Source organism: Methylobacterium sp. A49B, assembly GCF_053346215.1.
On sequence record NZ_JBKFBO010000054.1, the window covers coordinates 1 to 13515 of the forward strand.

The 13515-nt window shown below is 71.0% G+C and carries 14 protein-coding genes; 13 read left to right on the forward strand and 1 reads right to left on the reverse strand.

Features of this window, described 5'->3' with window-relative positions; genetic code table 11:
• Positions 1-33 precede the first annotated feature (33 nt).
• The 11 genes from ACLBX9_RS03820 (at position 34) to ACLBX9_RS03870 (ending at position 10382) form a co-directional block, all read left to right on the forward strand.
• Complete coding sequence (locus ACLBX9_RS03820; protein ID WP_010685112.1) at positions 34-804, forward strand: ABC transporter ATP-binding protein; 771 nt, start codon at positions 34-36, stop codon at positions 802-804.
• Positions 797-1723, forward strand: a complete 927-nt coding sequence (locus ACLBX9_RS03825; RefSeq protein WP_447717960.1) for an ABC transporter permease — start codon at positions 797-799, stop codon at positions 1721-1723. The genes ACLBX9_RS03820 and ACLBX9_RS03825 overlap by 8 nt, the downstream gene beginning before the upstream one ends.
• A 271-nt stretch (positions 1724-1994) precedes the next feature.
• Entirely contained in the window at positions 1995-3017 is a 1023-nt protein-coding gene (locus tag ACLBX9_RS03830; protein ID WP_447717961.1) for an ABC transporter substrate-binding protein, read from the forward strand.
• A complete protein-coding gene (locus ACLBX9_RS03835; RefSeq protein ID WP_447717962.1) occupies positions 3014-3766 on the forward strand; it encodes a succinate dehydrogenase/fumarate reductase iron-sulfur subunit in 753 nt (250 codons plus the stop codon). Before ACLBX9_RS03830 ends, ACLBX9_RS03835 begins: the two co-directional genes overlap by 4 nt.
• Positions 3763-4092, forward strand: coding sequence for a succinate dehydrogenase/Fumarate reductase subunit (locus ACLBX9_RS03840; RefSeq protein ID WP_010685108.1), 330 nt, complete (start codon positions 3763-3765; stop codon positions 4090-4092). Before ACLBX9_RS03835 ends, ACLBX9_RS03840 begins: the two co-directional genes overlap by 4 nt.
• Positions 4089-4466, forward strand: a complete 378-nt coding sequence (locus tag ACLBX9_RS03845) for a succinate dehydrogenase, cytochrome b556 subunit (RefSeq protein ID WP_447717963.1) — start codon at positions 4089-4091, stop codon at positions 4464-4466. The genes ACLBX9_RS03840 and ACLBX9_RS03845 overlap by 4 nt, the downstream gene beginning before the upstream one ends.
• A 30-nt stretch (positions 4467-4496) precedes the next feature.
• Positions 4497-5369: a fumarate hydratase gene (locus tag ACLBX9_RS03850; RefSeq protein ID WP_447717964.1), complete on the forward strand. Its 873-nt coding sequence runs from the start codon at positions 4497-4499 to the stop codon at positions 5367-5369.
• A gap of 10 nt (positions 5370-5379) precedes the next feature.
• Positions 5380-5991, forward strand: coding sequence for a fumarate hydratase C-terminal domain-containing protein (locus tag ACLBX9_RS03855; protein ID WP_010685105.1), 612 nt, complete (start codon positions 5380-5382; stop codon positions 5989-5991).
• Positions 5988-7712, forward strand: coding sequence for an L-aspartate oxidase (locus ACLBX9_RS03860; RefSeq protein WP_447717965.1), 1725 nt, complete (start codon positions 5988-5990; stop codon positions 7710-7712). Before ACLBX9_RS03855 ends, ACLBX9_RS03860 begins: the two co-directional genes overlap by 4 nt.
• Positions 7713-7725: 13 nt before the next feature.
• Complete coding sequence (locus ACLBX9_RS03865) at positions 7726-9351, forward strand: thiamine pyrophosphate-binding protein (protein WP_447717966.1); 1626 nt, start codon at positions 7726-7728, stop codon at positions 9349-9351.
• Between the two features lie 26 nt (positions 9352-9377).
• Complete coding sequence (locus ACLBX9_RS03870) at positions 9378-10382, forward strand: ABC transporter substrate-binding protein (RefSeq protein ID WP_447717967.1); 1005 nt, start codon at positions 9378-9380, stop codon at positions 10380-10382.
• Between the two features lie 18 nt (positions 10383-10400).
• On the opposite strand, the gene ACLBX9_RS03875 is transcribed toward ACLBX9_RS03870, so the two are convergent.
• Positions 10401-11147, reverse strand: coding sequence for a sulfite exporter TauE/SafE family protein (locus ACLBX9_RS03875; RefSeq protein ID WP_091782250.1), 747 nt, complete (start codon positions 11145-11147; stop codon positions 10401-10403).
• Between the two features lie 634 nt (positions 11148-11781).
• Here ACLBX9_RS03875 and ACLBX9_RS03880 point away from each other — a divergent pair.
• Complete coding sequence (locus ACLBX9_RS03880) at positions 11782-12099, forward strand: UxaA family hydrolase (RefSeq protein ID WP_010685100.1); 318 nt, start codon at positions 11782-11784, stop codon at positions 12097-12099.
• 7 nt (positions 12100-12106) lie between these two features.
• The gene (locus ACLBX9_RS03885) at positions 12107-13387 is read left to right on the forward strand and encodes a UxaA family hydrolase (protein ID WP_447717968.1); all 1281 of its coding nucleotides are present in this window, start codon (positions 12107-12109) and stop codon (positions 13385-13387) included.
• The last annotated feature ends 128 nt before the right edge of the window (positions 13388-13515 follow it).

Genomic DNA, 13515 nt, shown 5'->3' on the forward strand with positions numbered 1-13515 from the left:
ACGTGGCCCAAGCCGCGGCGGCAGGGAGGAAGGATGGACACGGGTCAGCCTCTTCTGGAGGTGGACGGCGTCACGCTCCGCTACAAGACGCCCGAGCATCTCGTCACGGCCACCTACCGGGTGAGCTTCCGGGTTTGGCCCGGGGACCGGTTCGTGCTGCTCGGGCCGTCGGGCTGCGGGAAGTCGACGCTGCTCAAGGCGGTGGGCGGCTACATGGCGCCGACGGAGGGCGAGATCCGCCTGAAGGGTCAGGCGGTCACCGAGCCCGGGCCCGACCGGATGATGGTGTTCCAGGAGTTCGACCAGCTGCTGCCGTGGAAGACGGTGCGGCAGAACGTGGTGTTTGCCCTCGAGGCCTCGGGCCGGCTCAAGGGCCGCGCGGCCCTGGAGCGGGCCAACCTGTACATCGACAAGGTCAACCTGACGAAGTTCGCCGACAGCTATCCGCACACGCTCTCGGGCGGGATGAAGCAGCGCGTGGCCATCGCCCGCGGCATGGCCATGGAGCCCGACATCCTGCTGATGGACGAGCCGTTCGCCGCGCTGGACGCGCTCACGCGGCGGCGCATGCAGGACGAGCTGCTGGCGCTGTGGGAGGGCACGCGCTTCACCGTGCTGTTCGTGACCCACTCGATCCCCGAGGCGATCAAGGTCGGCTCGCGCATCCTGCTGCTCTCGCCGCACCCGGGCGAGGTCAAGGCCGAGCTCAACAGCGCCGACAGCCCGGAGGCGGCGCTGCGGCTGGAGGGCCGGATCCAGCAGATGCTGTTCTCGGAGGAGATCCAGGAGGCGGAGAATGTCTAGCGCGCAAGCCCTGACGGACGCGCCCCGGCCGGGGACGGTGCCGCCGCGGCCCGCCCTTGCGGACCCGCCCCGGCCCGAGATCGTGCGCGAGACCGGGCACGCCCACGGCGCCACGGTGGTGGAGAAGAAGCTGTCGTGGGCCGAGCGGCTGTACAACCAGGCGTGGCTGCGCAAGCTGCTGATCCTGGCGCTGCTGGCCGGGATCTGGGAGGCCTACGGGCGCTACCTCGACAACGACCTTTTGTTCCCGACCTTCACCGCCACCGTGGAGGCGTTCGTGCGCGGCATCATGGACGGCACGCTGCCGGCGCGCGCCTGGGTGTCGCTGAAGGTGCTGCTGATGGGCTACGCCGCGGGCGTCGCGCTGGCGACGCTGCTCACCGGCGTCGCCATCGCGTCGCGGATCGGGACCGACTTCCTCGAGACCTTGACGTCGATGTTCAATCCCTTGCCGGCGATCGCGCTGCTGCCGCTGGCGCTGATCTGGTTCGGGTTGGGCAACGGCAGCCTGATCTTCGTGCTGGTGCACTCGGTGACCTGGGCGATCGCGCTCAACACGCATTCGGGCTTCCTGTCGGTGAGCCGGACGCTGAAGATGGTCGGGCGCAACTACGGGCTGTCGGGCCCGGGGCTGATCGGCAAGATCCTGATCCCGGCGGCGTTCCCCTCGATCCTGACCGGCCTGAAGGTCGGCTGGGCGTTCGCGTGGCGCACCCTGATCGCGGCCGAGCTGGTGTTCGGCGTGTCGTCCGGGGCGGGGGGGCTGGGCTGGTTCATCTTCGAGAACAAGAACATGCTCGACATCCCGAACGTGTTCGCCGGCCTGCTCACCGTCATCCTGATCGGCCTCGTGGTCGAGAACCTGATCTTCCAGACCATCGAGCGCCGCACCGTCCAGCGCTGGGGCATGCAGGCCTGAGCGGCGGGAGCGGGCCGACCGTCGGGCGCGTCCGTCGCATTCCGCGCGCGGTGACTTCTCGGCGCGCGCGTCGAGCCGTTCCGAAGGCGCGCCTCCGCTCAGTCCATCCGCGGACGATCGCGCGCAGTCGGGCGCCCTCCCCGCCTTCGGCTGCAGTAAGTCATGTATATGACACATGAGTGTTGACAGACTTCGCGCCGGGCGTATCCTCGCCCCGACGCCGACGAACTCGCGAGAGACGAGAGCGGCGCAACAACCGGTGAGGAACGCCATGACGGCACGGGGCATCATCCGGCTCGTCGGGACGGTCGCGGCCCTGTGCGTGACGATCGGCGCCGCCCGCGCCGAGGTCTCGACCGTCCGACTCGCGAAACAGTTCGGGATCTCCTACCTGCCTCTGACGGTGATGGAGGAGGAGGGGCTGCTCGAAAAGCAGGCCAAGGGGCGAGGCCTCGACCTGAAGGCCGAGTGGCTGCGGTTCACCGGCGGCTCGGGGATGAACGAGGCCCTGCTCTCCGGCAACCTCGACTTCGCCTCCGGCGGCGTGGGGCCGTTCCTGACGATCTGGGGCCGGACCCAGGGGAACATCAAGGTCAAGGGCGTGGCGGCGCTGAACGCGATGCCGCTCTGGCTGGTGACCACCAATCCTGCGGTCAAGTCGATCAAGGATTTCGGCCCCCAGGACAAGATCGCGCTGCCGACCGCCAAGACCTCGATCCAGGCGATCACCCTGCAGATGGCCGCCGAGAAGGCCTTCGGGCCCGGCCAGCAGGCCAAGCTCGATCCGCTCACCGTCTCGATGGGGCACCCCGACGCGCAGACCGCCCTGATGGGGGGGCGCTCGGAGATCACGGCGCATTTCGGCTCCCCGCCCTTCCAGGAGATGGAGCTGAAGGACCCGCGGGCGCACAAGGTGCTCGACAGCTACGACGTCATGGGCGGTCCCCACACCTTCAACCTCGTCTGGGCCTCCGGCCGCTTCGTCACGGCCAATCCCAAGGTCACCGCGTCCTTCCTGGCGGCCCTGGAGGACAGCCTGAAGCTGATCCGGGACGATCCCGCGAAGGCCGCGGCGCTCTGGATCAAGGCGGAAGGCGCGAAGATCTCGCCGGAGGAGGCGGAAGCCCTCATCCGCGCCCCGCAGAATGTCTGGACCACCAAGCCCCAGCGCATGACCGACTATCTCGCGTACATGAACCGCGCCGGACTGGTCTCCGCCACGTCCTCCAGCGACGCCGAGCTGTTCTTCCCCGCGCCGGCGACGGGCGATGCCCCGAAGGAGGCCACGCGGTGACGGCCCCCGTCGATCATGCCGCCGTCGGGCTGAGCGCGACCGAGGCGCTGCGGGTGCGGGTCCAGCGGGGCGACGGGATCGCGGACTACGTGGTGCCGCGCCGGGCCAACCAGACGGTGCTCGACGTCGTCACCGAGATCCAGCGCGACCAGGACCCGACGCTCGCCTACCGCTTCGCCTGCCGGGTCGGCATGTGCGGCTCCTGCGGCATGACGGTGAACGGGCGTCCGCGCTGGACCTGCCGCACCCGGGTCGCCGCGGTGGCGCCGGACGGGGTGCTGACCCTCGAGCCCCTGCGCAACCTGCCGGTGGTGAAGGATCTCGCGGTCGACATGGAGCCCTTCTTCGAGAAGTGGCGCCGGGCCCACGGTTATTTCGAGCCCGGCGAGAACCCGCCCGACGATTTCGCGACGGTCGCGCCGGATTCGCCCGCCCGCCAGGAGGTCGACGCCGGCATCGAGTGCATCAATTGCGGCGTCTGCTACGCCGCCTGCGATCTGGTGACGTGGAACCCCGACTATCTCGGGCCGGCGGCCCTCAACCGGGCCTGGACGCTGGTCAACGACGTGCGCGACCGCGACCGGGATCGGCTCGCCGCCGTGGCGGGCGATGCCGGCTGCCATTCCTGCCACAGCCACATGAGCTGCACCGAGCACTGTCCGAAGGGCCTGAGCCCGACCTTCTCGATCGCGGGCCTGAAGCGTGAGACCGGCAAGGCGGCGCTGCGCCGGTTCTGGAGGCGCGGATGAGCCCGCTCCTGTACCTCGCCCAGCGCGGCACCGCGGCGATCCTGGCGGTCACGGTCGCGGTCCATCTCGGCACGATCCTCTACGCGGTGCGCGGCGGGCTCACGGCGGGCGAGATCCTGGGCCGGACGCACGGCAACCTCGCTTTCCTGCTGTTCTACGCGGTCTTCGTTCTGGCCGCCGCGATCCACGCCCCGATCGGCCTGCGCAGCATCCTGCGCGAGTGGACCGGCTGGCGCGGCCGCTCCCTCGATCTCGCCATGATCGCTCTCTCGGCCCTGCTCGCCGGTCTGGGCCTGCGGGCGGCAGTCGCGGTGTACGTGGCATGAGGACCGCCACGAGCACGGCCGGGCGGACCGGCATCACCCGCGCGTCCCTGCGCAGGCCCGGCTTCGCCGCCGCGCTGATCCACCGGCTCTCGGGCATCGCCCTCGCGCTGTTCCTGCCGATGCACTTCATCGCGCTCGGCACCGCGCTCCAGGGCGCCGACCGGCTCGAGAGCTTCCTCGGCCTCACCCATAACGGCTTCGTGCGCGCCGCCGAGTGGGGCCTCGTCTGCGCGCTGGCCGTCCACATGGCGCTGGGGCTGCGGGTCCTCGCCATCGAGTGGCTGCGCTTCCGCGAGCGCAATGCCCTCGTCGTGTCGGGCTGCCTCGCCACCGCATTCGCGGTCGGCCTCCTGTTCCTCCTCAGCGGGGCCTGATCCCGCGCTCGTCATCACCGGAGACCCGCCATGGATCTCGACATCCGCGAATTCGAGGAGGTCTGCCGCGACCTCTACGTCCGCGCCCTGAAGATCCTGCCCCCCGACATCAAGGCGGGCTTCGCCGACCTGCAGCGGGCCGAGACCAGCGCCACCGGCCGCGCCATCCTCGACACGATGGTGGAGAATGTCGCGGTCGCGGAGCGCACGAAAAATATCCTCTGCCAGGATACCGGCATCCCGATCTACAACGTCGTCATCGGCGCCGACGTGCGCGTCGACGGCGCCGCCCTGAAGGCCGCGATCCGGCGCGGCTGCGAACGGGCCACGAAGGAGTTTTCCTTACGCTCCTCGGTGGTCCACCCGATCACCCGCAAGAACGAGCAGACCTCCTGCGGCATCCGCGTGCCGATCATCCACGTCGACTTCGACGACCGGCCCGAGACCGTGGCGGTGGAGATGATCCCGAAGGGCTCGGGCTCCGAGAACGGCTCGTTCCTGCAGATGCTGCTGCCCTCGGACGGGATCGGCGCGGCCAAGCGCTTCGTCATCGACCGGGTGATCGAGCTGGGCGGCCGGGTCTGCCCGCCGACCATCGTGGGCGTCGGGCTCGGCGGCACCTCCGACCTGTGCATGCACCTCGCCAAGGTGGCGGCGACCCGGCCGCTGCGCTCGGTCTGCTCCGATCCCGAAGGCGCCCGGATCGAGGCCGAGCTGTCGCGGGCGGTGAACGAGCTCGGCATCGGCCCGCAGGGGCTCGGGGGCCGGTCGACGAGCTTCGCCGTCCATGTCGAGCTCGCCGCGACCCACATCACCCAGAACCCGGTCGCCGTGAACATCCAGTGCCACTCCGCCCGCCGCGCCCGCGCGACGTTCACGCCCGGCGGCATCGCGTTCGATTGAGGAGCAGACCGTGGCCCACCACGTCCTCGACATGCCGGCCACTGAGCCCGAGATCCGGGCGCTCCGGATCGGCGACACCGTCACCCTGCGGCGCTGGCTGTTCGGCATCCGCGACGCGACCCTGATCCACATGTTCGACCGGGACCGCCGCACCCGGCTCGACCTCGACGGCCACGCGGTGATCCATACCGCGCCGAACGTCCACCGCGTCCCGGTCTCCAACGAGGCGCCGGTCGGCTTCGCGCCGTTCTGCATCGGCACCACCACGTCGATGCGCATGGAGCGCTTCACCGACGCCCTGATGGAGCGCGAGGGCGTGCGCCTCATCGTCGGCAAGGGCGGCATGGGTCCGGCGACCCTCGACGCCTTCGCCCGGCGCGGCGGCGCCTACCTGGCGATCGTCGGCGGCGCGGCGGCTTTGGAGACCACCTGGATCGAGACCATCGTGGACGTCGATCTCGACGATCTCCATCCCGAGAGCCTGTGGCAGTTCGCGATCCGCGATTTCGGGCCGCTGCTGGTCGGCATGGATTCCCACGGCGGCTCGCTCTTCGCCGACGTCCAGCGCGACGTGGCCGCCCGGCGCGACGCCGTCATCGCCTCCCTCGAGGACGCCCGATGAGCCCCGAACAGGTCGAGACCGACATCCTGATCCTCGGCTCCGGCGGGGCCGGGCTGTTCGCGGCGCTCCACGCCAAGAAGGTCGCGCCGGACCTCGACGTCACCGTCGCGGTGAAGGGTCTGCTGGGGAAATGCGGCTGCACCCGCATGGTCCAGGGCGGCTACAACGTGGCGCTGGCGCCGGGCGACTCGGTCGAGCGGCACTTCATGGACACGATCGAGGGCGGCAAGTGGCTGAACGACCAGGCGCTGGCCTGGACGCTCGTCACCGAGGCGCAGGTGCGGATCCGCGAGCTGGAGACCGAGCTCGGCTGCTTCTTCGACCGCAACCCGGACGGCAGCGTCCACCAGAAGGCCTTCGCCGGCCAGACCTTCGACCGGACGGTGCACAAGGGCGACCTCACCGGCATCGAGATCATCAACCGCCTGTCCGAGCAGGTCTGGCGCCGGGATGTGCGCCGCCTGGAGGATCATCGCGCCCTGGAGCTGATCCCCGCCCGGGACGGGTCGGGGCTGGCGGGCGTGCTGATGCTCGACATGCGCACCGGCGAATCGAAGCTGGTGCGGGCGAAGGCCGTGCTGCTCGCCACCGGCGGCGGGCCGACCATGTACAAGTACCACACGCCGTCCGGCGACAAGTCCTGCGACGGTCTCGCCATGGCGTTGCGCGCCGGGCTGCCGTTGCGCGACATGGAGATGGTGCAGTTCCACCCGACCGGGCTGCTCGCCGGCGCCGGCACCCGCATGACCGGGACGGTGCTGGAGGAGGGCCTGCGCGGGGCCGGCGGCTGGCTCCTCGATTCCACCGGCCAGCGCTTCATGGAGGCCTACGACCCGCGGGCCGAGCGGGCGACCCGGGACGTGGTCAGCCGCTCGATCATGCGGCGGCTGCGCGACGGCTTTGCCACGCCGAGCGGGGGTGTCCACATCCAGATGAGCCACCTCGGGCCCGAGGACGTGCGCCGCCGGTTCAAGGGCATGGTCGAGCGCTGCGCCGATTGCGGCTTCGATCTCGCCGGCGGCCTCGTCGAGGTCATCCCCACCGCCCATTACATGATGGGCGGCCTCCAGTTCGCGGTCGACTGCACCACGGCGCTGCCGCGCCTTTACGCTGCCGGCGAGGACACCGGCGGCGTCCACGGGGCGAATCGGCTGGGCGGCAACGGCGTGGCGAACTCCACGGTGTTCGGGGGGCTCGCCGGCCAGTCCATGGCGCGGGCCGTGCGGCGCGAGGGGCGCCTCGCCGAGCCCGATCCCGCCGCCATCGAGGTGGGCCTCGCCCGCGCCTACGGCCCGCTCGGCCGGCCGGCGGAGTCGCTGCCGGAGATCCGCGAGGCGCTCTACGAGACGATGTGGGCCGATGTCGGCATCCTGCGGGACGCGGCCGGCCTAACAAGGGCGCTCGCCACCCTCGACGGGCTCTCCGACGCGGTCGCCCAGGCCGGCGCGCCGGACGGCGACCGCCGCTACGCGCTCACCTGGATGGACCGGCTGAACCTCGAGAACCTCGTCCTGGTCTCGCAGGCGGTCGCCCGGGCGGCGCTCGCCCGCACCGACAGCCGCGGCGCCCATTTCCGCGAGGATTTCCCGGAGGCCTCGGATCTCGCGACCTCGCACTTCACCGTGGTGCGCCAGCGCGGCGGCGCCCTCGACCTCGCGATGGAGCCGGTGCACTTCACCCATGTCCGGCCGGGGGGCTCCCTCCTCGACGCGGCCGCCTGAGGGGGCTTGAACCATGCAGACCCTACGCGGCGCCGACATCGTGGCCCGGACCCTGGAGGCGCTCGGCGTCACCCGGATCTTCACACTCTCCGGCAACCACATCATGCCGGTCTTCGACGCCCTGCTGGAGACCGGGATCAGCCTCGTCCACACCCGCCAGGAGGCGGCCTGCGTCCACATGGCCGATGCCTGGGGCCGGCTGACCGGTGAGGTCGGCGTCGCGCTGGTCACGGGCGGACAGGGCCACACCAACGGCGCGGCGGCGCTCACCACGGCGCTCGCGGCGGACTCGCCCGTGCTGCTGCTCTCGGGCCATGCGGGCCTGTCCGAGCTCGGGCGGGGCGCCTTCCAGGAGCTGGCCCAGGCCGATATCGCCCGGCCGATGACCAAGGCGGCCTGGACCGCCGGGTCGGTCGCCGCCTTCGGGCCGGACCTCGCCCGGGCCTTCCGGATCGCCCGCGAGGGGCGGCCCGGCCCGGTCCATCTCAGCCTGCCGGTCGACCTGCTGGACAAAGTCGTCCCCGCCGCCTCGGTGCGGATCCCGGACCGGGCCGCGGCTTCCGTCCGGGTCGCCGAGCCGGCGCCGGACCTCGTGGCCGACCTGCGCGCCGCCCTGACCGGGGCGGAACGGCCGCTCATTGCCTGCGGCCCAGCCCTGTGCGACGCCTCCGGCCGGGCTGCCATGGCGGCGCTGGAGGAGTCGCTCGGCCTGCCGGTCGTCGGCATGGAGAGCCCGCGTGGAATCAACGATCCGGCGCTCGGCGCCTTCGCGGAGGTCCTGGCGCGGACCGATCTCCTCGTGCTCCTCGGCAAGCCGCTCGATTTCACCCTGCGCTTCGGCGCGGCCCCTGCCCTCGCGCCCGACTGCCGCTTCGTCCTCGTCGATCCCGATCCGGTGCTGCTGGCCCGCGCGCCGGCCGACCGTCTCGCCGTCTCGGGCCTCGCCGATCCGCGGCCGGTGCTGGCGGCGCTGACCGCCCGCGGCACCGCCCTCCCCCGCCGGGAGGCCTGGCGCCGCGAGGCGCGGGCCGCCCTCGCCTACCGGCCCCCCGGCTGGGCAGACCTGCGCGGGACCGACGGGCGCCTGCACCCGGTGGAGTTGTGCCGGGCGGTCGACGCCTTCCTGGAACGCCACCCCGACGGCACGCTGATCTGCGACGGCGGCGAGATCGGCCAGTGGCCGCAGGCCCTGGTCCGCGCCGGGCGCCGGGTGATCAACGGCGTCTCGGGCACGATCGGCGCATCGATCCCCTTCGCGCTCGCCGCCGCCCTGGAGCGCCCCGGTGCCCCGGTGGTCGCGGTGCTGGGCGACGGCACCTTCGGCTTCCACATGGCCGAGTTCGACACGGCCGTGCGCTACCGGATCCCGTTCATCGCCGTGGTCGGCAACGACGCGCGCTGGAACGCCGAGCACCAGATCCAGCTGCGCAGCTACGGCCCCGATCGGACGCGCCACTGCGACCTGCTCCCGACCCGCTACGACGCGGTGGTCCAGGCGCTCGGCGGTTTCGGCGCGCTGGTCACCGAGGCCGCCGACCTCCCGGCGGCGCTGGAGGCCGCCCATGCCAGCGGCCTGCCGGCCTGCATCAACGTGATGATCGAGAGCGTGCCGGCACCCATGATCCGCCGCCCCGGCTGAGGAGACGTTTCTCGGGAGGAGATCTCATGCGCAGACGCGACGTTCTGGCGGGCGCCGCGGCGCTCCTGGCGGGTCCCGTCCCGGGGCGGGCCGCGGAGGTCGGCGCCGTGGCGATCGCCCGCCAGCCGAGCCTCGGCCACCTGCCGCTGTTGCTGATGGAGGAACAGGGCCTGCTCCAGAAGGCCGCGGCCGCCCGCGGCGTGGCGGGGCTCCAGGCCCGCTACCTCACCCTCGCGGGCGGCGCGGCGATGAACGACGCCCTGCTCTCCGGGACGATCCAGTTCGCGGCCGGCGGCGTGCCGCCCCTCGTGCTGCTCTGGTCGAAAACCGAGGGCACCGCCATGGCGGTGAAGGGCGTGGCGGCGATGAACAGCATGCCGCTCCTGATGAACACCAGCAATCCGAAGGTGCGCACGCTCACCGACTTCACCGACCGGGACAAGATCGCGCTCCCCGCCGTCAAGGTCTCGGTCCAGGCGATGTTCCTGCAGATGGCGGCCGAGAAGGAACTCGGCGCCGCCCATCGCAACGACCTCGACCGGCTCACCGTCACCCTCTCCCATCCCGACGGGATGGCGGCGCTCCTCGGGGGCAGCGAGGTGACGGCCCATTTCACCGCCGCGCCGATCCAGGAGCTGGAGCTGCGCCGGCCCGGCATCCGCACGGTGCTCAACAGCTTCGACGTCCTGGGCGAGCCCTCGACCTTCAACGTGGTCTGGGCCTCCGCGGCCTTCGCGGCGGCCAGTCCCCGCGTCTTCGAGGCGTTCGGCGCCGCCCTCGACGAGGCCCTCGCGGGGATCGTGGCCGACAAGGCGGAGGCGGCCCGCGCCTACGTGCGCCTCGCCCGCGACGGGAGCGATGTCGGCCTCATCACCGAGATCCTGAACGACCCGCAGGTCTCCTTCACGGCGACGCCCCGGGCCATCGGCAAGGTCGCGGACTTCATGGCCCGCACCGGTACGATCCGCCGCCGCCCGGACAGCTGGAAGGACCTGTTCTTCGCGGGCGTTCACGGCAAGGCCGGGAGCTGAGCCGCCCTGGCGGCCGCCTCAACCCTGCAGCAGGCCGGGCAGCGCCAGCGCGGTGGTGGTCAGCCCGATCGCCGCGAGCAGGGCCAGGACGAGGGTGCGGAAGCGCCGCTGGTCGATCCGGGCGAACAGCGAGAGCCCGGCGAGCACGCTCACCAGCACCACCGGCAGCGCCAGCGCCAGGTCGCCGACGAGTTCGGGGGGGATCGGGTCGAGGTAGACGAGGATCGAGAAGGCCCAGACCTGCATCACCAGGGTGAAGGACTGGTAGACCGCCCGCTGGGTGCGCGGGTCCCAGCCGCGCACGAGGCTCCAGGCCGTCGGCAGGGCGCCGGACAGGCCCGCGATGCCCCCCAGCACGCCGCCGAGGAAGCCGATCGCGCCGTCGCTCCAGCGATTGCCGAAGCCCACCCGGTAATCGGCGCGCAGCAGGGCGATGCCGCCGCTGTAGAGGACCAGGAAGGCGCCGATGGCGACCTTGATGAAGCGTGGATCGAGGTCGTGCAGCAGGTGGATGCCGATCGGTGCCCCGACGAGGCCGGGCAGGATCATCGCGAAGGCGGTGCCCCGCGGCGGCCAGGTGCGCAGCCGCAGGATCGAGATCACCTGCGAGAGGATGCTGCAGACGAGCACCAGGGCGGTCGCCTCGACGGGCGTGCGGATCGACAGCAGCGTGCCCGAGGCGATCAGCGCGAAGGCGAAGCCCGTGAGGCCCGAGATCACGCCGGCGCAGCCGACGCACAGGATGAGGAGGAGCGTCTCGTTCACCGCGGGCACCCGGCCCGGCCGATGCCCTGCGCGGGCGCGCTAACCATCCTCGTCCTCCCGGCCGGCGTCCCGCCGGAGGCGAGCCGCTCATGATATGTAACTTATATAAGACATGGCGTGAGGAGCAAGGCGTGATTGCCGCACGAGAGATCTGGGAGACTGCTCGCACGGACGCTCGCTGATCGCTTCGTGCGCTCGATGGGACAGGCAGGCCAGACCTGACACGCGCCCTCCCTCCCTCGCAGAGGCTTGCGGATTCACACTTCTCTGTCCGACACTCAACCCTCTCGGAACAAAGCGCTTTTCCCTCCCTCTTGTGGGGAGGGGCCAGGGGTGGGGGTGGAGCAGAGGGCATCACCGGGCTCGATCCTGCGCCACCCCACCTCCAGCGCCTCTCCACGAGCTCGAGCGATCCCGTGCAAGCCCGGGATCGCCAGGGGAGGAGCGCGCGTCGGCGTAGATGTGTGAATGTCGTAGCCCGCAGAGGGGAGAGGGACACGCGCGGAGCCGGATCGGGCCTCGAACAATGAAATCGACCTCCCCGGTCAATCACCCGTTGACGTCCACCGCCTCATAGGTCTTATATAAGACCAGTCGCCGACGAGAAGCCGACGACAGCTATCAGGAGGACCGCATGAGCAGCCACGCCGCGTCCGGCGAGGGGCACCGCAAGCCGCATCTTCTCGCCCATTCCCCCCAGGACAACGTCGCCGTCGCGGTGATCGAGGGCCTGAGCGCGAACACCGACGCCTTCGGGGTGGTCACCGAGAACGACTCCACCTTCGCGGTCCATGTCCGCCACGACATCCCGATCGGCCACAAGGTCGCGCTCACCGACCTGAAGGCCGGCGATACGGCCATCAAGTACGGCCAGGACATCGGCAAGGTCATCAAGGACGTCGCCAAGGGCGAGCACGTCCATGTCCACAACGTCAAGACGAAGCGCTGGTGAGGTGACGATGTTCAAGGAAGCCGCTCAGCTCGAACACGAGATCGCCACCCCCTTCGTCGGCGGTGCGCCCGATCAGTTCGCCACCCAGGCGCTCGCGACCAAGCGCGCCTCGCAAGACTACAAGGCCGCCACCTTCATGGGCTGGCGCCGGGAGAACGGCCGGGTCGGCGTGCGCAACCACGTCGTGCTCCTGCCGCTGGACGATCTGTCCAACGCCGCCTGCGAGGCGGTCGCCAACAACGTGAAGGGCACGATGGCGCTGCCCCACGCCTACGGCCGGCTCCAGTTCGGCGAGGATCTGGACCTCCACTTCCGCACCCTGATCGGCATCGGCTCGAACCCGAACGTCGCCGCCGTCGTGGTGATCGGCATCGAGGACCAGTGGACCAACCGCGTGGTCGAGGGCATCGCCAAGACCGGCAAGCCGGTGGTCGGCTTCGGCATCGAGGGCCACGGCGACATCGCGATCGTCGCCAGGGCGAGCTACCAGGCCAAGCGCTTCGTGCAGTGGGCCACCGAGCTCCAGCGCGAGGAATGCCCGATCGCCGACCTCTGGGTCTCGACCAAGTGCGGCGAGTCCGACACCACCACGGGCCTCGCCTCCTGCCCCACCGTCGGCAACATGTACGACAAGCTGATCCCGCACGGGATCTACGGGGTGTTCGGCGAGACCTCGGAGATCACCGGCGCGGAGCACCTCTGTCGGGAGCGGGCGATCAGCCCCGAAATCTCCGACAAGTGGTACACGATGTGGAAGGCCTACCAGGACGACGTGATCGAGGCCCACAAGACCGACGATCTCTCGGACTCGCAGCCCACCAAGGGCAACATCGCGGGCGGACTCACCACGATCGAGGAGAAGGCGCTCGGCAACCTCGAGAAGATCGGCCACGAGTGCCGGTTCATCGACGCGCTGCAGCCCGCGGAGGCGCCCGCCAAGGGACCGGGCCTCTACTTCATGGACACGTCCTCGGCGGCGGCCGAGTGCGTCACCCTGATGGCGGCGGCCGGCTACGTGGTCCACACCTTCCCGACCGGTCAGGGCAACGTGATCGGCAACCCGATCGTCCCGGTGATCAAGATCACCGGCAATCCCCGGACCGTGCGGACCATGGGCGAGCATATCGACGTCGACGTGTCGGGCGTGCTCACCCGGGAGATGACCATCCCGCAGGCCGGCGACGCGCTGATCGACATGGTGGTGCGCACCGCCAATGGCCGGCTCACGGCGGCCGAGTCCCTCGGCCACCGGGAATTCGTGATGACGAAGCTCTACCGCAGCGCCTGACGCGCGAGTCGTTGACTCACCAGTCCCGCGCCCGCGGACCGCGATCCGGTCCGCGGGCGCGGCCCCGACGCCACGGGGTCTGGACCACGAGGGAGCGCACGACCGCGGGCGAAACCGCGGCGGCCTCC

What these genes read in the sequence shown, in the direction of transcription:
- ACLBX9_RS03820 (WP_010685112.1), top strand. Translation starts at nt 34, where the DNA reads ATGGACACGGGTCAGCCTCTTCTGGAGGTGGACGGCGTCACGCTCCGC.
- ACLBX9_RS03825 (WP_447717960.1), top strand. Translation starts at nt 797, where the DNA reads ATGTCTAGCGCGCAAGCCCTGACGGACGCGCCCCGGCCGGGGACGGTG.
- ACLBX9_RS03830 (WP_447717961.1), top strand. Translation starts at nt 1,995, where the DNA reads ATGACGGCACGGGGCATCATCCGGCTCGTCGGGACGGTCGCGGCCCTG.
- ACLBX9_RS03840 (WP_010685108.1), top strand. Translation starts at nt 3,763, where the DNA reads ATGAGCCCGCTCCTGTACCTCGCCCAGCGCGGCACCGCGGCGATCCTG.
- ACLBX9_RS03845 (WP_447717963.1), top strand. Translation starts at nt 4,089, where the DNA reads ATGAGGACCGCCACGAGCACGGCCGGGCGGACCGGCATCACCCGCGCG.
- ACLBX9_RS03850 (WP_447717964.1), top strand. Translation starts at nt 4,497, where the DNA reads ATGGATCTCGACATCCGCGAATTCGAGGAGGTCTGCCGCGACCTCTAC.
- ACLBX9_RS03860 (WP_447717965.1), top strand. Translation starts at nt 5,988, where the DNA reads ATGAGCCCCGAACAGGTCGAGACCGACATCCTGATCCTCGGCTCCGGC.
- ACLBX9_RS03865 (WP_447717966.1), top strand. Translation starts at nt 7,726, where the DNA reads ATGCAGACCCTACGCGGCGCCGACATCGTGGCCCGGACCCTGGAGGCG.
- ACLBX9_RS03870 (WP_447717967.1), top strand. Translation starts at nt 9,378, where the DNA reads ATGCGCAGACGCGACGTTCTGGCGGGCGCCGCGGCGCTCCTGGCGGGT.
- ACLBX9_RS03880 (WP_010685100.1), top strand. Translation starts at nt 11,782, where the DNA reads ATGAGCAGCCACGCCGCGTCCGGCGAGGGGCACCGCAAGCCGCATCTT.
- ACLBX9_RS03885 (WP_447717968.1), top strand. Translation starts at nt 12,107, where the DNA reads ATGTTCAAGGAAGCCGCTCAGCTCGAACACGAGATCGCCACCCCCTTC.